Source organism: Oceanibacterium hippocampi (assembly GCF_900172325.1).
GTDB lineage: Bacteria > Pseudomonadota > Alphaproteobacteria > Sneathiellales > Sneathiellaceae > Oceanibacterium > Oceanibacterium hippocampi.
Map to the genome: position 1 here is coordinate 1,212,865 of NZ_FWFR01000001.1, position 18,150 is coordinate 1,231,014.

Sequence of the window (18,150 nt, forward strand, 5' to 3'; positions counted from 1 at the left end):
TCAGGCCTCCCAGGTGATGCTGACGCGGCCGCCGGTGAAGGTGATGCCGGAGCCGCGCAAGGTGATGCGTTCGAGGATCCCCGAGGCGATCGCCTTCCGCCCGCCGGCCGAGAAGGCATGCGCCGTGCCCGCCATGCCGTGCGCCGCGCAGATCCAGCGCGCCTCGCCGGCGACCGGGGCGAGCAGGGTGACGACGCCGTTCAGGGTCTCCGCCGTGCCGCCGATCAGGAAGCCGTCGGTCGCGGTGTTGGAGAAGATCTCCGGGCCCGAGCCGTCGTGGCGCATCTTCGCCGCCGCCGAGACATAGCCGGTCGTGTCGACGCCGGCGGACGGGCCGATCTGCACGATCAGCCCGCCCCCGGTATAGGAGACGTCATAGAGGCCGATGGTGATCCGCCGGGCCCAGGACGGGATACTGGTGAACTGGATCGTCGAGGGGCTGCCCGAGATGACATTGGTCGTGCCGCCCGCCATCGGGGTGCGGGGCACGTGGTAGTCGAGCGCCTGCTTCGTGCCGAGCGGCGTCACCCAGCGCGCCGAACTGGCGCCCGCCTCCATCGTCGCCTGGTCGGCGATCGCCGCGCTGGTCTGGACGATCTTCGAGAAGCCGATGGTGCCGTCGGCGATCTTGGCGTTGGTGACCGCGCCCGCGGCGAGGTTGCCGGTGCCGATCTCGCCGGTCAGCGTGCCGCCCGTGATGTCGAGGCTGCCGGTCAGCGCGTTGGCGCCGCCGAGGTCGAACAGGAGCTGCCCGGGCGCGGTCGCGATCACGTCGCGGGTGCCGGCCGGCCAGTCGACCTTCGAGCCGCCGTTCGAGCTTTCAAGCACGGTGTCGCGGCCCAGCTGGTCCGGCGCGGTGAAAGTGCCGACGCCGATCTCGTAGTCCGGCCAGGCGATGATCATGTAGGCGACCGCCGCGCCGTCGGGCACCGCGGCCGCGAAGGTCAGGTAGTCGGTCGGCGCGCCGCCGAGCGTCAGCGTCCCGGTCCCGGTCGTCGTCGAGGTCTCCCGGACCCGGTTGTAAAAGCGGGTAGCCATCAGCCGGCACTCCTCTGCCTCGGGGCCTTGCGTTCGGCGGAATCGGCGATCCGGCCGAGGCCGTCATCGACCACCGCCGTGCCGCGCCGCATCTCGTCGATCTGGCTCGCGCCGACCCGGGCGACGGTCTCAGCGAGGCGGGCATTGTCGGCGCGGAGCGCCGCGATCTCTTCCCGCAAGGCCCGGATTTCCGAAGCCATCTCGTTGAAGGCACCGCCGCGATTGATTGCCGTGAGCGTGCCGACGCCGATATCGTTCACAGCCTCCGGCGTCATCACGAACTCGCCCGGTGTCACCCGCGCGATCACGCTGTCGGTCCCGCCGAAGCCCGGCACGAGCCCGCCGGTGGCAAAGCCGCGAAGGCTGTTCGGGTCGGTCCCGGCACTGGAGAACGCACCGCCCTGCGCGTTGAACAGGGTCGTGCCGCCGCTGGAGCCGTCGCGGATGATCGCCTGAAGGTCGCGGTGGCTCTGCACCAGTTCGTCGGTCGTCGGGATGTCGTCGGGGATGATGTCCTCGCGGGCTTTGGCGTCCCGCTTGGCCGCTGCCTCCGCCGCCTTCTCGTTCGCCGTCTGGTTCCGCGCGTTGATCTGGTCGAGGATGGCCGCGACCTGCTCCTGCACCTTCAGCGTCGCCTCGATCCCGGCGGAAAGGCTTTCGATGCCGACACCCATGCCGGAGAGTTCGGCCAGCTGGTCGCGGAGCAGCCCGGCGTTCGGGCCTTCCGGTTCACTGAGCGCCGCCGCCATGTCGACCAGCAACTGGTTCTGCGCGGCGATCTCATCAAGGAACGCCTGCTGGCTGTCCTTCGACGTGACCGACGAGGTCTGCAGTTCCTCCAGCACCGATTGAACGAGGTCGAAGTCGGACTGGAACGGGGCCGAGGAAGCATTGAAGGCCCGGCTGGCTTCAAGGAAGCTCTGGGCGATATCGGTGAAGCCCGCGAGCGCGTCCACGTCGCCGCCGCGTGCGAGCGCAAGCTGCGTGTCGAACTGGCTGCGCGCCTCCGCCAGCTTCTCGGCAGGGGTGAGCGGCGAGAGGTCGGAGAGCTTGAGCGAATCGGCGAATTCCGCCAGCCCCTCCCGGATGCCGTCAAGCGAGTTCCGGGCGCGCTCCACCTCCTGCGCCAGTGCCTGGTTGGCGAGGATCTCCTCGTTGATCAGGTCGATGGCCTCGCGGCGGGCCAGCTCGACCTCGGCCTCCAGCGGGGCCAGCCGGTCGCGGGCCGGGGCATCGGCGACGAAGCGGATCGGCGAAGCGGCCAGTTCCTCCAGCTGCTCCTTCGTGGCCTGCCGGAGAATGTTCAGGCGGTCGCGGGTCAGCGCCGCCTCGACCTTGACGAGGTCGATCCCGGCCTTCTTCGCGTCCGCGACCAGCTGCTCGAAGGCGGGCTCCAGCGCGTCGATCATGTCCATCAGGGTCGATTCCACCGGGTCGGCCACCTCGTCCTTGAACAGCGACTTGATCTGGAGGAGGCGAAGCCCCTCCTCGATCCCCTCGCGCAACAGCACCGCGATATCCGCGTCATCGACGCCGGAGATCAGCCCGTTCTCGACCGAGTCCACGATGATCCGCTTGAGCGCGTCGTCCAGTTCCCGGAACATCGGGGTTTTCTGGATCGCGTCGCCATTCTCGGAAACGAGGAAGCCGTCAGCCGGGTCAACGCCCTTGATCTGCGTGTCGAATGCCTTCTTGACCGCGTTGAAGCCGATCCGCGCGTCGAAGTCCGGGGCGAACGTCCCGCCGGTCGCATCGGCGAAGCCCTGCAGCACCGCGATCAGCTGCTGGCCGAACTGGTCGGCGACCTCCTGCGGGGCCTTGTCGCGGGTCTGCGCGTCGGTGACCAGAAGCCGCCCGTCCGGGCCGACACCGACCGAGGCGGCGGCGCGGGGGATGGGCTTGTTGCCGGCGACCGAGGAATAACCGAGGAAGGCGAGCGAGGCGATACCGGCCAAGGCTCCGGCACCGGCAAGGAGCGGTGCCGCACCGGCAAGGGGACCGGCCGCGCCGGTCACATAGCCGACATTCGACACGCCGCCGGGAACGGCCGCAACGCCGAGACCGCCAGCCGTAGACGACGCGAAGCCGCCGGCAAGAGAAGTCGCGGTCGCGGGCGCGAACAACCCGCCTGCACCGATTGCGCCGCTGATGTCGAAGGGCTTCGGCAGTATCCCGCCGATGGTTTTGGCGATGTCGAGCGCCCCCGCGTTGCCCGTGGTCCCGCCGCCGAACAGGCTGCCGAGCAAGCCGCCACCGCCGGCGATCTGGCCACCGATCCCGAGTGCGCTCCCGATCCCGCCGAGTACCGGCTGAATGACCATCGCCGCCGCGATCTGGGCAGCGGCCTTCTTCGCGAGATCGACCAGATTGTCGAAGAATTCGTCGAAGCCCTCATCGGCGTCGTCGAGCACGTTGTAAAAGGCGTCGGCCAGCGAGTCCTGGATGTTCCGGGCCAACTGGTCGTAGGCACGGGCAAGGGCTTCGGCGTCGCGCTGCTGGGCTCGGACCTCGGCGGTCAGGCGCTGCTGTTCGGCGGTGAGCGCGCGGATCGCGCGCGCCTCCTCCGGCAGAAGCTCGCGGCCGAGACGCCGGCGCAGGGCCGCCTCATGTTCCAGCATCGGCAGCAGGTCGCCCTGGCCCGCAAGCGTCAGGCGGAGCGCTGCGTTCTGCCGCTCCATCGCCGCCAGGTGACCGTCGAGCGCCTGCCTGGCGGCGGCGGTCTGTCGCGCCAGCGCCGCCTGCGCCGCCTCGGCCCGCGACATCACCGCCGCGGCGTGTTCGCCTTCCCGGCTCGCCGCGGCCATGGCGCGCGCGGTCTCGTCGATGCCGATCGCGCGGTACTCGATGCCGAGGGTCGCGATGTCCGTGATCATGCGGGCCTCGCAGAAAGTTGAATTGGGGGTTGCGGATGGTGGCCGCCTTACGATTTAAGAAGGCGGGCGGAGCGATTGCGGATGCCGGGCGGGGGCGCCGGCCGACCGCGGAACGAACCTGGTGGTGACATGACTTTCTGGACGCTTTCCCTGCGCCTCCTTGCGAGCCTGCTGGTGGTGCCTCTTTTCGTGCTGGCGGGCGCCTTCGCGTTTTCCGCCGTTCCGAACGTCGAACTGGCACCTGGCCTGACCGCCGTGCATGTGCTCTGGCTCTCGGCGCTGCCGGTTCTGGTGACCGGCGTCGCGCTGTTCGCGCTGGCCCGCGGCGTCGAGGCGATGGTCCGCATCGAACGGATCGCGCGCCGCTTCGAGGCCGGCGGACTGGCCCTTCCGGCAACCGCGCCCCGTGCCCCGGCGCCGGCGGAACCTGCGGTCGCACGGAAACCGGTGACGGCGGACAACGACGCCGAGCCCGGACGCGCCGGCCCGACACTCCGGCCGGCCCGCCTGCAGCGCGACGCGCCGGACGACCGGGATGCACGCGACCTTTCCGACGACCGGGATGACCGCGACGACCGGGTCGGACGGCCCCTGCGCACCGAGCGGCCGGAACGCAGCGCGCGGGTCGAGCGCGCCGAACCCCGGCTGATCATCGGCCGCGACGGCGGCTGAGACGCGCCTGGCGCGGCCTATTCCCGCGCCGCCAGCGAAAGCCAGAGCCGGTCGAGGGCGCGGATCGCCCTGACCTCGTGATCGCGGAGCGTGATGCCGGAAAGCGCCGCCCAGGCGGCGATTTCGCCGGCCGAAAGCGGTGCCGGTCCGAAGCCGGTTCCGCCGCGCCCGGCCGACAGATCGAGAAACCAGTCATAGACATGCGCGAGCGCGGCCGGCGGCGGCGCCTGGCCGAGTTCGTCCGGAAGCTGTCCGGTCTGCCGGGCGACCTGCTCCAGGTGGGCGCGCCGGCTCGCCCCGTTCTCCGCCCGTTGCAGCGCGAACTCGCCCTCGGCGAAGGCGAGCAGCGCCGCTAGTGCTCCCCCAGGAAATTGGCCCGCTCGCCGGCGAATTGGAGCGCCTGTTCGCGGATCCAGCTCTGCTCCCGGTAGAGCCGGCGGGCGTTCGCTTCCGTGCAGGCGAGCGCCTCGCCGCCATAGACGATACCCTGCCAGTCGCGTGTGCAATGGGCCAGCAGCTCGATATTCTCCTCCTCGATCTGGGCCGACTTGAGAACCGCGCGGCCGCGCCGCAGCCGGCGGTCCAGGTTGGCCCGCTGCATCGCCTTCCAGCGGCGGGAATCGGCGCCGCAGAGGGTGATCGTGATCGCCCGGCCGTCCTGCACGAGCGGTTCGTCGGTGACCGGATGGCGGAGCGTGAAGGAGGCGCCTTCCCCGGCCGCCGCCTCGATGTCGAGGCTCTGCAGGTCGAGCGGCGCCGGCAAGTCCGGACGGTCTGTTTCGCCGGTCATCAGGCGGCCGTCCGGGTGATCGTGACCTGCGACTGCTCGGCGGCGTCGTAGAGCGCGATGAAGGGCAGCGAGAGCGCCAGCGGACCGGCATTGTCGGCCGGGACCGAGCCGCCGGTATATTTCACGTTCTCGAAGGCGATCGCGTAGGAGCCGCCGGCGCCGGAGAGCGTCAGCGCGATCGCGCTCGGAGTCTCGTCGACGAATTTCGCGAGCAGGGTCTCGTCCTCGAAATAGGCGCTGAGCGTGCCGGTCAGGCGCGAGCGCCCGGGCGTGATCCGGGGCGTCGACGCGGAGCCGATGACGAAGGCCGGGTCGAGGCCGTTCTCCAGCGTGAAGTCGAGCCCGGTGACGATGGCGATGGCGCCGCCGCCCTCGGTCAGCGTGCCCTGGAAGCTGTCGAACGGCTCGTTCGCCGGCGCCGCCGTCACCGAGGCGTCGAGCGGGCTCGCGGCGAGGCTCATCTCCTTGCCGAGGATGCCGAAGGAGCCGGTGACGATCTGGTTCGGCCGGACCGAGAGCGAGAAGCTGCTGACCATCGAGCCGCTGTGCACCGCATATTGCCCGATGTCGGAGAAGCCGCGCTCGATGGTCAGGCTGCGCTCGGTCATGCCGGCCTTCAGCACGTCCGACGACCAGCTGCCGAAGAGTGCCGCCTCGAGCAGCGTGTCGAAGGCGCCGTAGGCGAATTCCACGCCGATCTCGCCGGTCACCCGGCGATTGCCGTGGCGCTGGAAGGCGATCTGGCGGTCGGCGCGGATCTCGTTCGATTCAAGACTGTCCTTGGCCAGCCCGAGCGAGCAGGCGGTGTGGCGCAGCTCCTGCATCGCCGGCGTCTCCGGCGTGACGCCGAAAGTCGCTTCGGCGACATAGGCAAGGGCGTGGCGTGAACCGGCAGCGAAAGCCATCGGCATTCTCCTTCACGGATGTTGCAACGGGAGCGGGCTGTTCAGGGCAGCGGGATGTCGGCCCGCCAGGCGATGTCCACGGGGATCTCGACCCAGTCCGGTTCGGCGATCGCCGGGCCGACCGAGACCTGTTCGACGGTGACGGACAGGCTCTCGAAGGCAAGTCGGTCGCCGCGCCGGAAATGGCCCTTCACGGCGTCGGCAAGGGCCAGCGCCGCGGGCCGCCCGGCATGGGCCGGGGCGAAGACGGAAACCCGGTAGAGACCGCGTTCGCGGTCGGCCGCCGCCGATCCGAGTCCGGCCTGCCGGGCGCCGGCGGGCAGATAATGCGGGCGCACCCAGTCGGTGCCGGGAAGCGGCGCGAAGGCCGCGCCGGGAAAGGCGATCCGCGAGGCCGGGTAGAGCGCGAGCAGCCGGGTCTCCAGCGCTGCCTCGATCCTGCGATGACTCATGTCCGATCCTCCGTCCCGGCGACGATGTCGGCGAATTCGATCACCGTCAGCCGGACCATCGCGGCCGGCGCGCGCGTGCCGCTGCCATGTTCCAGCGCGGCGATATAGGGCGTGCGATTGACGAGATGCAGGGTCTCCCCGGGTCCGGCGCGGTCGATGACATTCTGCCCGGCGGCCAGCGTCGCGGCGCCGTCCCGGTCCGGGCGGCCGCTCTCGCCGACCGGAACGCGGCCCCGGCCCACCAGCCAGTTGCCTCGGGCGCGGCCGCTCGCGACCGGCGTCCGGTCGACCAGGCGGGCAAGCAGGCCGCCCGCGACTTCTCCGTGGCGTCGGGCGATCCCGCCCAGGACCGTATTCTGAAATTGTTTCAGAGTCTGCGCGAAACCGGGCATCAGCCGCGCACCACAAGGCGGTAGAGCGCGCCGGCGCCCGCATCGGCCGGATCGACGAGGCGGATCGCGTAGGTGACGCCGCCGACGATCAGGCGGTCGCCGTTCCGCGGCGCCGTCACGGTCGATTCCAGCCAGGCGATGCGGTCGCCCGGCTCCAGCGTGAGATCGTGGTAGTAGCGGGCGCTCGCGGCGGCGGCGGAATCGAGGAGCACGCGCACCGGGCTGTCGCTCTCGCTCGCCGGCGCGCCCTCGCCCGGGACATGGCCGCCTTGTATGACGCGTCGCAGAATGGCAGCCGGCGCCAGGTCGTCGGCGCTGTCGAAGGCGCGCGCGATCGCCCGCCGCAGGCTCGCGGCGAGGCGTCCCGATCCGGTCATCGCGTCAGGCCCGGTCGAGGCCGCGCGGCACGGTCAGTCCGGCCAGCAGGCGCGAGACGAAGGGGAATTCGCGGCCGCGCTCGATCTCCGCATACTCGGTCTCGATCGGCCCGACCCGCTGGCGGCGGATCGCGCCTTCCGCCGCGGTTGCCGCCTCGACGCTGCCGCCTTCGGCCAGATGCAGCGCCAGTTCGAGGCAGGCCTCGCGAACCTGCACCGGCACGCCGGATAGCAGCCGTCCCTCGGTGTCGAAGGCGCCGGTGCGCGGCCATTTGAGCGCCTGGGTCGGCACCGCGACACAGCCGACGAAGGCGTAGCGGCCGTCGATATAGCGGGTCGCGCGGCGAAGCGCCAGCTCGCGCAGCTCCTCGGCGGCGGCCGCCCAGGCGCTGTTGCCGAGCTCGTCGTGATACTGGCTCGCCTCGGCGGTGGCGACATAGCTGTTGGCGGTCGCGAGGCCGGTGCCGTCTTCGGCGACGAAACTCATGTCTCAGGTCCTCCGGACGATCAGGCGACTGAAATGGCGGCCTTCCGGCGACGGTCGCACGGCGACGACACGCCAGTCGCGGCCCTGGAAGTTGCAGATCATGCCCGCCTCGAAATCGGCGGCGACACGCCGCACGGCAAGGAAATGGCTCGCCCCGTGCGCCCGTTTCTCGGCCTCGGGCAGTTCCCGCATGCTGGCCCAGTCGTCGCCCACGACCGCGCCGTCCTTGATGAAGGCGGTGCGGCTCCGGCGAGGATTGGCGATCGTGACGCTCATCGTTGTCTCACCGTCAGTTGCCAGGTGCGCTGCAGGGTGCGGCCGTCGGAATCGTCGATCGTGATCTCGACCCCGAAGGTCGCCCCTTCGCCGTCGAAGGCGGCGTCGAGCCGGTTCTCGGGCTCGACGCGGAGCCAGATCGTCACGTCGTCGTCGTTGCTGGCGGGCGGATGGGCCGCATCGTCGATCACCACGCCGGCGGTGACCGCCTCGGCCGACAGCGCGACCGTCGCCGAGGCGATGGTGGCGCCGCCGTTGGCGGCGTTCACCGTGCCCCACTGGGCGACATACTCCTTGAACTCGTGCGGATCGAGCGCGTCCGCCCAGGCGACGGCGTCGAGGGGAAGCGCCATCAGGTCGGATCCTTGTCACGGATCGCGAAGGCGGCGATGTCGACCGTGCCCGAGGTGGTGATCGCCTGGCTCGTCTTGGTCGTCACCGGGCCGAGCCTGGAATTGACGCTGTCGACCAGCGCGACATGGTCCCAGTCGCCGTTGACGTCGACGGTCAGGCCGGTCTGCGCGCCGACGGTCAGCATCCGGCCACCGCCGCCGCCGTCGTTGTCGGCGATCGTGTAGTCGCCGCCACCGGCGCCGGTGGCGAGATCGACGGTGCCGAGTCGCTTGCCGTCCGACACGCCCTTGTTGTTCGAGACGTGGCTGTAGGTCGAGGGCTCGCCCTCGCAAAGGACGAGCTTGTCGCAATTGTCGGCGATCGCCTCGAGCTTCGCGTCCTTGACCCAGTCGGGGGAAGATTTCGCCATGATGGTCTCCTCTCAGGCGGCCTGAGCGCCGCGTGATTGCTGGCCGGCGGCGGCCGTGCGGGCTTGCTGCGGGGCCTCCGCCTTGCGGCCGGGCGGTGTCGTGGCGGGCGCGGCGGGCCCGGCCCCGTCGATGGCGACGGCAATCGCCAGACCCGCCGGAAGTCCCTCGACCCGGACGCCGCCCGACGGGTCGTCGAACATGCAGGCGACTTGCGGGTCGTGCGGCGCGCCGCCGACGGTAACGGTGCCCGCGACGATGTCGGCATCCGTGCCGGGGCTGAGGTCGGTGGGCAGGCCGTCGAAGCCGACCGCGCCCTCGGCGGCCCCGATGGCGGCATCGGCGGCCAGATCGCCCGGAAGGCCGGCCGGGACGCGGAAAGCGCCGGACGGCTCGCCTATCGTCGGATCGACCGCGATGGCCTCGGGCGCTCCCGTTCCGCCCAGCGTGCCGCTGGTTGCGTCGATCGTCGGCGCCTCGGACACATCCTCGGGAATCCCGGGAAACGGCAGAAGCGCGCCTGCCGCCATGTCGAAGGCGACGACGCAGGGGGAATCGTCCGCGCTGCCGGAAACGGAGAATCCGGTCATGGCGACATCAACGTCGCCGGCGACCGCGAGTTCCCCGGGCGTGCCGGCGACCCGAAGGCTGGCGGAGACCGGATCGACGGCACAGTCGATGGCATGTCCGTCGGCGGCGCCGGATACGGCGATGCTCGCGCCGGGTTGATCCGCCTCGACAGGGACGGCGAGGTCCGCCGGTTCGCCTTCGACGCCGTCGCCGCCGGGCACATGGGCGCCGATCCAGGCGGGGGTCGTCTGCGCCGTCCCGAAGATGTCGGTCGCGGGCATGCCGATCGTCGTGCCGGCCTGCAGGTCGCCGGTGGCGGTTGCCCGGACGTCGTTTGCCGCGTTCTCGAACTGGTCCGCGAAGACGAGCGAGGTGAGCGAACTGGCGCCGGGCGCCGTCGCGTCGCCGGAGGCGTTGTAGTCGGTGCCCGCCGCCCAGGTGCCGGCGAAGTCCTGCTCGAAACCGAAGGCGACGCAGTTCTTCGCGACCGGCGTCCCGAACTGGCGGCGGATGCCGAGCCCGGCCGGGGCCAGGCCCGAGGGCCGCACGGCGGTGACGTTCGAGATCGAGCCGCCGGAGAAATAGACCGCCGAGCCGTTGCCGTCGTTGTCCAGGATGACGACCGAGCGCTGCATCACCCCGGCGCTGCCGCCGATATCGATCAGGGTCAGGTTGCCCTGGGTGCCGTAGACGATGCACTGGTCGATGCTGGTATGATTCAGCAGGTCCTTGATCACCCGGCCGTTGAAGCCGCCGGAATGGCCGATCATCAGCCGCGAGAGCGTGACGTAGTAGACGTCGATGTCGATGGTGTTCTGGTAGTTGGAAGACTTGTCGACATGGGCGAAGGCGGTATCCCAGTAAAGCGGCGTCGCGGGCCCGGCATCGACGAAGCTCTCGCCGGTTGCCGCCGTGATCCGGATCCGGTTGACCGCGCTTTCGTTGGTCCAGCCGTCGCCGTGGTAGATCCCGACTTCCTCGTCCAGCCCGCCGGGAAACGTCCAGATCTCGAAGTCGATCGGCCCGATGGAGGACAGGTCGCCCGCCTCGGTCGCGAGCGCGGTGTCGAGCGAGGTGTAATCCCCGCCGGACGGCTTAACGCTGACGGAGGGCACGGCCCGTCTCCATCCTGCGGCCCTGCCGGTCGAGTCCGTCCGAGACGGTGACCGCCCGGTCGAGCACCGCCCCGGTCATCAACCGGACGCCGTCGCCGGCATCCTCGGTTCGGGCGAGGTCGAGCCTCGCCTTTCTCCGGCTGTGCGTTTTCAGCTCGTCACCCGGGCCGGGCTCGACGTTCGGGATTTCCCGGCCGTTCCGCACCACGACATAGGCGGGTTCGGCGAGGCTACGGGCGTCCTCGAGGCTGAGATCGATGTCGGGCACGATGACGATCACGGTCTTGCCGTGCCAGTCCCCCGGCCGCCCGCCGCCGGCCCGCCAGGCGGCGAAGCTCTCCCGCCGGCCCCACTGGAAGCCCGTGGGCTCCGCCCGGAGGATCGATCCCCGGCGCAGCAGGGTCGGGTCCCGGTCGTCCGGGCCGGCGGCATAGACCAGCAGTTCAGGCATCGCCCGTGTTACCCGAGCACGCGGACGGCGAGGCGCGGATCCTGGCAACGGGCGCCGGCCAGCAGGTCGAGCGAGACGACGTCCGACTTGGCGTCCTTGTCGTAGTCGTAGACGACGCGGATACCGAGGCCGCGGAAGTTGACGTATTCCGCCATGCCGGCGCCCTTCGGCAGCGACAGGGGGACCACCGCCAGCATGAAGGCGTTCCGGTGGAAGGCGAGATTGGCGACATGGCTGGCGACCAGGCTGACCGAGGTGCCATGGTCGAGCGCCGGCAGCGCCGGGCTCATCGCGACACTGCTCCAGGCGCCGCTGCTGGCGGTCTTGTCGGCGGTGACCACGAAGCTGCCCTCGATGCCGTCGAAGCTCAGCAGGTCGCCCGCCTTGAGCGTCTGGCTGCCCGAACCGCCGTCGATATCGAGACTGGTCGCGCCGGCGGTGACCGCGCCGTTCACGGCGAGCGAGCCGGCGGCGGTGCCGCTCGCGTGGCTCTTCACGTTCTGGCTCATGAAATGGTCGAAGCCCATGAAGCGGCCCATCGAGGCGTCGCGGAGCGCCGAACCCTGGTCGCCACGCTTGTCCGCCTCGGCGAAGCTCGGGATCTGGAACATCGCTTCCTTGCCAGCCGGGTCGAGGACCAGCGCCCGGTTGGACAGCGGCACCCGGGCCTCGTTCAGGCGGCGGTCGATGGCGGCGAGGTCGGCGAGCGAGGCCGGCGGGCTGCCGGCGCTGCCGATGACCGCATGGGTCTCGACATACTTGGAGGCGACATAGGCGTCGACCGCCTCGGCGATGGCGAGGATCGCCGGCTGCAGGAGCTGGCCGGAGAAATCGGCGATGGAAAGCGACATTTCCCGGTCGGAGACCTTGAAGGAGACGTCGAAATGCTTCTCCAGGGTCACCGGGACGGAACTTTCGGTGGCGTCCTGGATGGTCAGCGTGGCGCCGTCATACTCATCGGCGACGAAGGTCGCGGGGCCGCGCACGGTGATCGTGTCGCCGACCCGGGCGCCGGTGAAATCGTCCTGGTGGCCGCGGAACACGAGGTTGCCGAAGACCATGTTGGATTCCAGCAGCATCAGCGCCTCGCGGGCGATGATCGAGGGGGAAAGGATCGAATTGGGCATCAGGCTGGCTCCTGCTCGGATGCGGGTGGGGTTCGTCGGTTCTGGCGGCGTGGAGAAGGGGGCGGCGGGCCCGGGCTATTGCAGACTGCCGTCGCGGCGGCGGCGGACATATTCCTCGGGCGCCAGGTCGCCGGCGGCGGCATAGCTGGTTGCCCGGCCGCCGGTACCGGCGGTGGCATCGGCACCGGCGGCGCCGGATCCGGCGCTCGCCGGCCACCAGTGCGGCGCCGTCTCCTTCTGCTGCTCGATCCACTGCGGAAGCGTCTGGCCGCGGCGCTGGGCCTCGGCATCGCGCGGGCGGACACCGCCGTCGCCGTCGGCCTCGAAGGCCTCGCGGGCGGCGCGCAGCACATCGGCGCGGGCCTCCGGGCGGATCCGGGCAACGCCGACCGCATCGCCGACGGCGCGCTCCAGCGCGTGGCCCGCGAGGGCCGCCTCGCGTTCGCGGAGCGCCTGGTCCATCGTCTCGGCGCGGGCCTGCAACTCGGCCAGGCGCTCGGTCAGAACGGGTTTCTCGGCCGCATCGGCGAGGCGGGCGCGAAGGGTCGCGAGCAGCGACGCGCCGCCTTCTTCCGTTGGCTCGTAAAGCGCGCGAAAGGGTTCGGGCACCGACGCGAGGTCGTCGACCTCGGCCGGAAAATCGAATTCCGGGGCCAAATTCTCTCTCCTTGATGGGACGGGCGGAGGGGCGTCAGCGGCGCGCGGCAGGGGCCGCGTCCGGGTCGGGCCGCCCGATGAGGGCGCTTTCCTCGTCGTGGCCGCGTTCGACCGGGACCAGTTCGTAGCGCTGGAAAAGTTCATGCCGGGTGCGGGAGGATATCGCTCCGGCGCTCCAGGCGTCGACGATCGCCCGGATCACGTCGGCCGAGGCGGCGCTGTCGACGAAGTCGAGGTTGGGGCGATAGCTGACCGCTTCCGGATCGGCGCCGATCCAGCGCGCGGCGTGGCGCAGCGCCTGTTCGATCCCGGCGGCAACGGTGCGGGCAATCGAGATCAGGGTCGCCGACTGGGCGGCATGGCGGAGCCGGAGCGCCTCGCCGGATTCCGCCGCCGCGTGATCGAGCAGCTGGGCGCCTGCCTGCATGGCGCGGGCGAAATCGTCCTCCTGTGCCTGGCGCTGGGCGGCGAGGCCGCTGCCCGAGACCTCGAGGAACTTGGCGTCGGCGCCCTGCGGCAGGTGCCAGATGGTCGAGGCGCCGATCGCCCGCGGCGCGTTCGGGTCGTCGCCGGCGACACCGACGACCACCGGGGTTGCCTGGCTGGTCATGAACAGCGACTGCTCGTAGTCGGCCGAACGGCGATAGAGCGAGAGCGCGGTCTGGGCGAGGCCGAGCAGCGGCACCTCGTCCGGGTCGGCGGTCAGGTCGCGGGCGCCGACAAAGACGAACGGCGCCTCGGTGAGCGCCCTGCCGCCACCGCTCAGCGGCAGTGGCGGCCCGGCCGGGACCGGCGGCGCATCCGGGCTCGGCCGGGTCCAGGTCTCGACGGCGACGCCGTCCGCCTGCCAGATCACCCGCCAGCGTTCGCTGCGCCGGGTCTCGAAGGGGTCGGCCGGATCGCGCCGGGTCTCGCCCTCGTCGAGGACCAGCATGTCGAGCGCGGTCGTGCCGTTCTCGCGTCGCTCGTGCCAGTTGATGATCGCCTCCGCCTTGACGACGTCCTCGCCGGCCATGCAGTCGCGCATCAGCCGCCATTTCGGGGCCGTGGCGAGATAGCGGTCGGCCTTGCTGTCTACGGGCATCGTTCCATCCCCATCGATCCGTTAATAGAGGCCCACGATCGGACCCTGGGCGGCCTGGGTCGCATCCACGAGCGTGGCGAAGGCGCCGGCCGCGGCGTCGACCTGGTCGTCATGGCCGAGCGGAAAGCTTTCCAGCTCGGTCAGCAGCGCCTCGTTCCAGGTGCCGCGGACGAGGGCGACGTTGCCGGCCTCGCACTGGGCCGAGAAGGGCGCGGCGCGGGCGAGCTTGGTGCCCTGTTCCGGCGCGATCCGAAGGACGTGGCCGGCGAGCAGCCGGGCGAAGGCGCGGGCCTGGGCCTTGCCCGCCTGGCCCGGGTCCTGGGGCAGCGACACGGTGACGGCGGGGCCGTCGGCCTGCGCGGTATTGCGGATCGCCTGCTCGACCTGGCCGGGGGTGCCGCGGAAGCGCTCGATATGCTCGACGAAGAAGCGGCCGTCGGCGCTCCGCGCCATGCGGCAGCCGACCGTCCAGTCCGGGTCCCGGCCTTCGCTGGCCAGCGTCGCGGCAAGATCCCAGTGGCGACAGCGCCGGGCCTCCGCCGGGGCGGCGTCGACGATCGGGAAATAGCCGCGCCGGAAATAATGTCCGCCGGCCGGCCGGACCTTCCAGTTGCCGCCGAGCAGGCGCTCGCGCTCCACAAGGTCGAGCGCGTTCAGGTTGGCGAGATAGCCCGGATCGGCGGCGAGCAGCACCGGATTGTCATGCACTGAGGCGGGGATGAAGGTGAGCGACTTCGGCTGACTGTCCGCATGCGCTGCCTTCAACCGTTCCCGGTCGTCGTCGAAGATCAGGTCGCGGCCAGAGCGGATCAGCCAGCGCAACCGGCCGGCCCGCTCGGCGATCGGCCGCCCGCTCCGCTGGTCGATCCACCAGTCGATCAGGCGCGCCACCCAGCTGTCGGCGTCCGGATTGCAGGTCGCCCGCACATAGGGGCGGACGCCGCAGGTCGAGCGGTTGCGCGAAAGCATGTAGAAGAACTGACTCTCGCTGAAATGGGTCAGCTCGTCGAAGCCGATCAGCGGCACCTGGGCGCCCTGCCAGTCGTACTTGCTGCGCTCGTGCTCGAGATGGGCGAAGCCGATCCTCGTGCCGGCCGGGAAGATCCATTCGAGCTGGCTTTCGCGCGGCCGTCCGCCGAGCGCGGCATAGAGCGTCGCCGCCTCGTCCCAGAGCCCGCCCTCGTTCCGGACCTGCTTGGCGTTGCGCCGGAAGATCACCGCGCCGAAACCCTTGCGCGCGATATGGCGGAGCGGCTCGAGGAGCAGGGCGAAGCTCTTGCCGCCGCCCGCGGCGCCGCCGTAGATCGCGATATCCGCCGGCGAGGAGAGGAAGGCTTCCTGCGGTCCGGGCAGGGCCCTAATCGCGCTCATTGTCGGGCAGGTAGAGGGTCACGCCGGCATCGCCGGCGCCGCCCCTGTCGTCGTCATTGGCATCCCCCTGCGCCTGGGTCGCATCGGCGCTGCGCCGGGCGATCAGCCATTTCCGCGTGTCGATGCGCAGTTTGGAGCGTTGCAGGTGCTCGGTGTTCGGCAGCGCGCCGCCCTTGGCGCCCAGGACATAGTCGTCGCCGCCGTCGTCGGCGATTTCGAGGATCTCGTCGGCGAGCCGTTCGGCGTCTGCCGCCCGTGCGCGGCGATAGGCGGCGGCGAACTCCGGCTTCTCGGCCAGCCAGCGCCAGATCGTCGAGCGCGCCGGCATCGCCGGATCGGCGGCAATCCGGCGGAGCGAGATCCCGTCGGCCAGGCGGGCGCAGATCTCGAGCGCGAGCCGACCGTTATAGCGGCCGGACGGGCGGCGCGTCGGTCTGTCGGTCATGGGTGCGGATCACGATTGCCGGTTGCGGGCCGGGTGGTGGGGGCAGGGCTGGAAGCCGTGCGCCGGGCATGAAAAAGCCCCGTCTCGACAGCCTGTCGCGGGGCGGAAGTTTGCATCATAAATTTCAACCATAATGATATACTCTGGCGAAAAAGTCAAGCATTGAATGTGACTTTCGTGCGAAAATGGCGCCCCAGCGTGTCCAGCCCGAGCAACAGGGCACGGGCCTCGGTCACGTCCGTATTGGTGGGGATCTTGGGAAAGAGCCAGCGGGGGCAATGCTGATAGATCACGGTCTCGTCGATGAGGGCCTTGACTTGTCTGCCGGTCGAGACGAGCTCCGCAGCGGCTTCGCGGAATTCGCGCTCGCGCGCTGCCCGCCAGTCGTCCGAGCTTGTCGGTTCCATGGCCTCGAGCGCGCCTGTCGGGATGCGCCGCGTGCCGCGCTCCAGGCGGTCGAAGGATTGCGCGGCGGTGCTGGCGCGGCCGATGGCGATGGAGAACAGCCAGGCATAGCGGCACCCGGCCTGATGCTGGGCATCGCTGATCGCGTCGTTGGCCAGCAGGATCCCCAGCGGATAACTGGTCAGGGCCGGATCGGCGCCCTGCGCAAGCCAGGCGCGCCGGCGCTGGTTCTCTACGGTTCCGCGATCTTCGGCCACAAGTGCGAGCCGGCCGTTGGGTTCGCGCAGACCGCTCTTTCGCGGTCGACCTCGTCGTGCCATCTCTTCCCCTCCGTTGTAGCGTTCCCCTTCGCCTCTCCCGCTTCCCGATTTTCTTGTTCCCGCCCCATTGCCTTCCCGGCCGCCCGGACCGTCCGTTCGACCCCGGCGCCGTTTCGACGAACGGCGCGCCGGGCAGCCGAAAAGACGGTGGGGCGGCGCGCCCGCTCCATGGCGGACGTCCGCCCCACCAGTTCGACGGGGAGGCTCGCCCTTCAGCTGCCGGGAGTTCCGGCAGGCTGCGCCGGCGAGGGGCGCAATGCTGTCGTCGCGATTGACGCTGCCGTTCGGTTCATCCCCCGAGTCCTTGATTCCCGACCAGGCCCGCGGCAGGCGCCGCGGAGCCGTCAGCGACGCCATGCGCTGCCGCCTCCGGTACCTGGCAGCCGGACGCGCTCGTCCGCGATGGCGGCTCGTTCGGGAAGGGCGTTGATTGTTCGGGGGTGCAGTTTGACAGCGTGAATATTAGACAGCATTATGCGGACAATACACCTAATTGTCAACGGTGAATTGACCGCAAACTGAAAGCGGCATGCACAGCCGCGAGAACAGGCAAGATCGCGATGGATTTCGACAAGCTGCAGCGATTGATCGAGCAGAAACTCCGTGCCAGCGGCAAGTCGCAGCGCCGGCTGTCCCAGGAGGCGGGGCTGCACCCGGACGCCGTCCGCAACGTCCTCCGCGGTCGCAAGCCGAGCTATGACCGGCTGGCCCGTATCCTGCGCGCGCTCGATATCGCGGTCGACACGATCGGCGAACCGATCGACCGGCCGCGCGCCGGGGAGTCAATCCAAAAAACCGAACGAAACCACGATAATACAACCTTAATAAATAATTCCTACCGTGCATTCTCGGCCAGAGGGGATGAATCCAGTGGTGTACCCGTCAGGGGCATCCAGGACGCGAAGGGCGGCGGACGTTTCATGTCGGAGAGGCAGTCATTCGAGATCGTCAATCGACCATCGCTGCTGCGCGGCGTCGAGCATTCCTACGCGGTCTATGTCTGTGACGACACCATGGTGCACCGCTTTCTCCCCGGGGAGATCGTTTTCGTCAATCCCTACAAGCCGTTGACCGATGGCTGCTTCGTGGTCATCCAGATGGCCGGGGAGGGGGCCGCCCGCTACCTGATCAAGCAGTATCTCGGCCGCAGCGGGGATGCCCTTCGCCTGCGCCAGCTGAGCCCGCTCGAAGACCTCGTCCTGTCGCGCGAGGCGATCGTCGCTGCGCATCGTATCGTGGCGTCCCAGGAGCACTCCTGACCTCACCCGTCAATTATGTGCGGTGGAAAAACCGCAAACCAGGCCCATATTGCCGGCAGCGCCGATGCTGGCCCGGGAGCAATGACAGGAGAGGTCCGTGCACAACCCCGATTCCGATGATCCGTCCGATCTGAACGCGCTGCAGGCACTGCGGGCGGAACTGCGGCAGGCGGCGATGGCCGTGCTGGAGCTGGGTCTGCGGCGTCCGGCCCTGCGGTCTGCCTGCCGCGAGATCGCGGCCGGACTTGCCGACCTGGACGGTGACTGCGTGGCGCCCGGGATCGCCGCGCGCGAGGCCAGTTGCCGCCGCTGAGCGAGCGTCC

The 18,150-nt window shown here is 70.1% G+C and carries 23 protein-coding genes; 3 read left to right on the top strand and 20 right to left on the bottom strand.

Annotation, left to right across the window (positions count from 1 at the left end):
* Positions 1–1,038 (bottom strand): hypothetical protein, encoded by a 1,038-nt coding sequence (locus OCH7691_RS05675; RefSeq protein WP_085882398.1) that lies wholly within the window; start codon positions 1,036–1,038, stop codon positions 1–3.
* Positions 1,038–3,911, bottom strand: coding sequence for a hypothetical protein (locus OCH7691_RS05680; protein WP_085882399.1), 2,874 nt, complete (start codon positions 3,909–3,911; stop codon positions 1,038–1,040). Before OCH7691_RS05680 ends, OCH7691_RS05675 begins: the two co-directional genes overlap by 1 nt.
* A 129-nt stretch (positions 3,912–4,040) precedes the next feature.
* On the opposite strand from OCH7691_RS05680, the gene OCH7691_RS05685 reads away from it, so the two are divergent.
* Positions 4,041–4,583, top strand: a complete 543-nt coding sequence (locus tag OCH7691_RS05685) for a hypothetical protein (RefSeq protein WP_085882400.1) — start codon at positions 4,041–4,043, stop codon at positions 4,581–4,583.
* A 17-nt stretch (positions 4,584–4,600) separates the two neighbouring features.
* Here the strand turns inward: OCH7691_RS05685 and OCH7691_RS23860 are convergent, their stop codons facing one another.
* The 18 genes from OCH7691_RS23860 to OCH7691_RS05770 all read right to left on the bottom strand — a co-directional run bounded on the left by OCH7691_RS23860 (position 4,601) and on the right by OCH7691_RS05770 (position 16,568).
* A complete protein-coding gene (locus tag OCH7691_RS23860; RefSeq protein ID WP_442417839.1) occupies positions 4,601–5,041 on the bottom strand; it encodes a phage tail assembly chaperone in 441 nt (146 codons plus the stop codon).
* Positions 4,936–5,373 (bottom strand): hypothetical protein, encoded by a 438-nt coding sequence (locus tag OCH7691_RS05690; RefSeq protein ID WP_085882401.1) that lies wholly within the window; start codon positions 5,371–5,373, stop codon positions 4,936–4,938. The genes OCH7691_RS23860 and OCH7691_RS05690 overlap by 106 nt, the downstream gene beginning before the upstream one ends.
* Positions 5,373–6,278: a phage tail tube protein gene (locus tag OCH7691_RS05695; RefSeq protein WP_139839534.1), complete on the bottom strand. Its 906-nt coding sequence runs from the start codon at positions 6,276–6,278 to the stop codon at positions 5,373–5,375. The genes OCH7691_RS05690 and OCH7691_RS05695 overlap by 1 nt, the downstream gene beginning before the upstream one ends.
* A 41-nt stretch (positions 6,279–6,319) precedes the next feature.
* The gene (locus OCH7691_RS23205) at positions 6,320–6,730 is read right to left on the bottom strand and encodes a phage tail terminator-like protein (protein ID WP_085882403.1); all 411 of its coding nucleotides are present in this window, start codon (positions 6,728–6,730) and stop codon (positions 6,320–6,322) included.
* On the bottom strand, positions 6,727–7,122 hold the full coding sequence (locus OCH7691_RS23210) for a hypothetical protein (RefSeq protein ID WP_085882404.1): 396 nt from the start codon (positions 7,120–7,122) through the stop codon (positions 6,727–6,729). Before OCH7691_RS23210 ends, OCH7691_RS23205 begins: the two co-directional genes overlap by 4 nt.
* Positions 7,122–7,499 carry a head-tail joining protein gene (locus OCH7691_RS05710; protein ID WP_085882405.1) on the bottom strand — a complete coding sequence of 126 codons (378 nt, stop codon included), beginning with the start codon at positions 7,497–7,499 and terminating at the stop codon, positions 7,122–7,124. The genes OCH7691_RS23210 and OCH7691_RS05710 overlap by 1 nt, the downstream gene beginning before the upstream one ends.
* Positions 7,500–7,503: 4 nt before the next feature.
* Positions 7,504–7,986 (bottom strand): DnaT-like ssDNA-binding protein, encoded by a 483-nt coding sequence (locus OCH7691_RS05715; RefSeq protein WP_085882406.1) that lies wholly within the window; start codon positions 7,984–7,986, stop codon positions 7,504–7,506.
* Positions 7,987–7,989: 3 nt separating this feature from the next.
* Entirely contained in the window at positions 7,990–8,262 is a 273-nt protein-coding gene (locus tag OCH7691_RS05720; protein WP_085882407.1) for a hypothetical protein, read from the bottom strand.
* Positions 8,259–8,615, bottom strand: a complete 357-nt coding sequence (locus OCH7691_RS05725; protein WP_085882408.1) for a hypothetical protein — start codon at positions 8,613–8,615, stop codon at positions 8,259–8,261. The genes OCH7691_RS05720 and OCH7691_RS05725 overlap by 4 nt, the downstream gene beginning before the upstream one ends.
* On the bottom strand, positions 8,615–9,025 hold the full coding sequence (locus tag OCH7691_RS05730; protein ID WP_085882409.1) for a hypothetical protein: 411 nt from the start codon (positions 9,023–9,025) through the stop codon (positions 8,615–8,617). The genes OCH7691_RS05725 and OCH7691_RS05730 overlap by 1 nt, the downstream gene beginning before the upstream one ends.
* A 12-nt stretch (positions 9,026–9,037) precedes the next feature.
* Positions 9,038–10,708, bottom strand: a complete 1,671-nt coding sequence (locus OCH7691_RS05735; RefSeq protein ID WP_085882410.1) for a hypothetical protein — start codon at positions 10,706–10,708, stop codon at positions 9,038–9,040.
* Positions 10,689–11,159 carry a hypothetical protein gene (locus tag OCH7691_RS05740; RefSeq protein ID WP_085882411.1) on the bottom strand — a complete coding sequence of 157 codons (471 nt, stop codon included), beginning with the start codon at positions 11,157–11,159 and terminating at the stop codon, positions 10,689–10,691. The genes OCH7691_RS05735 and OCH7691_RS05740 overlap by 20 nt, the downstream gene beginning before the upstream one ends.
* A gap of 8 nt (positions 11,160–11,167) precedes the next feature.
* Positions 11,168–12,286 (bottom strand): P22 phage major capsid protein family protein, encoded by a 1,119-nt coding sequence (locus OCH7691_RS05745; protein ID WP_085882412.1) that lies wholly within the window; start codon positions 12,284–12,286, stop codon positions 11,168–11,170.
* A gap of 75 nt (positions 12,287–12,361) precedes the next feature.
* Positions 12,362–12,943, bottom strand: coding sequence for a hypothetical protein (locus OCH7691_RS22865; protein WP_139839536.1), 582 nt, complete (start codon positions 12,941–12,943; stop codon positions 12,362–12,364).
* Positions 12,944–12,977: 34 nt separating this feature from the next.
* Positions 12,978–14,027: a DUF4055 domain-containing protein gene (locus tag OCH7691_RS05755; protein ID WP_085882414.1), complete on the bottom strand. Its 1,050-nt coding sequence runs from the start codon at positions 14,025–14,027 to the stop codon at positions 12,978–12,980.
* Positions 14,028–14,048: 21 nt separating this feature from the next.
* Positions 14,049–15,398 carry a phage terminase large subunit gene (terL, locus tag OCH7691_RS05760; protein WP_085882415.1) on the bottom strand — a complete coding sequence of 450 codons (1,350 nt, stop codon included), beginning with the start codon at positions 15,396–15,398 and terminating at the stop codon, positions 14,049–14,051.
* A complete protein-coding gene (locus OCH7691_RS05765; protein ID WP_085882416.1) occupies positions 15,385–15,843 on the bottom strand; it encodes a terminase small subunit-like protein in 459 nt (152 codons plus the stop codon). Before OCH7691_RS05765 ends, terL begins: the two co-directional genes overlap by 14 nt.
* Positions 15,844–15,998: 155 nt before the next feature.
* Entirely contained in the window at positions 15,999–16,568 is a 570-nt protein-coding gene (locus tag OCH7691_RS05770) for a hypothetical protein (RefSeq protein WP_139839537.1), read from the bottom strand.
* 560 nt (positions 16,569–17,128) lie between these two features.
* Here OCH7691_RS05770 and OCH7691_RS05775 point away from each other — a divergent pair.
* Together OCH7691_RS05775 and OCH7691_RS05780 are read left to right on the top strand one after the other, a co-directional pair.
* Positions 17,129–17,827, top strand: coding sequence for a LexA family transcriptional regulator (locus OCH7691_RS05775; protein WP_085882418.1), 699 nt, complete (start codon positions 17,129–17,131; stop codon positions 17,825–17,827).
* A 97-nt stretch (positions 17,828–17,924) separates the two neighbouring features.
* Positions 17,925–18,140, top strand: coding sequence for a hypothetical protein (locus OCH7691_RS05780; RefSeq protein WP_085882419.1), 216 nt, complete (start codon positions 17,925–17,927; stop codon positions 18,138–18,140).
* Positions 18,141–18,150 lie beyond the last annotated feature (10 nt).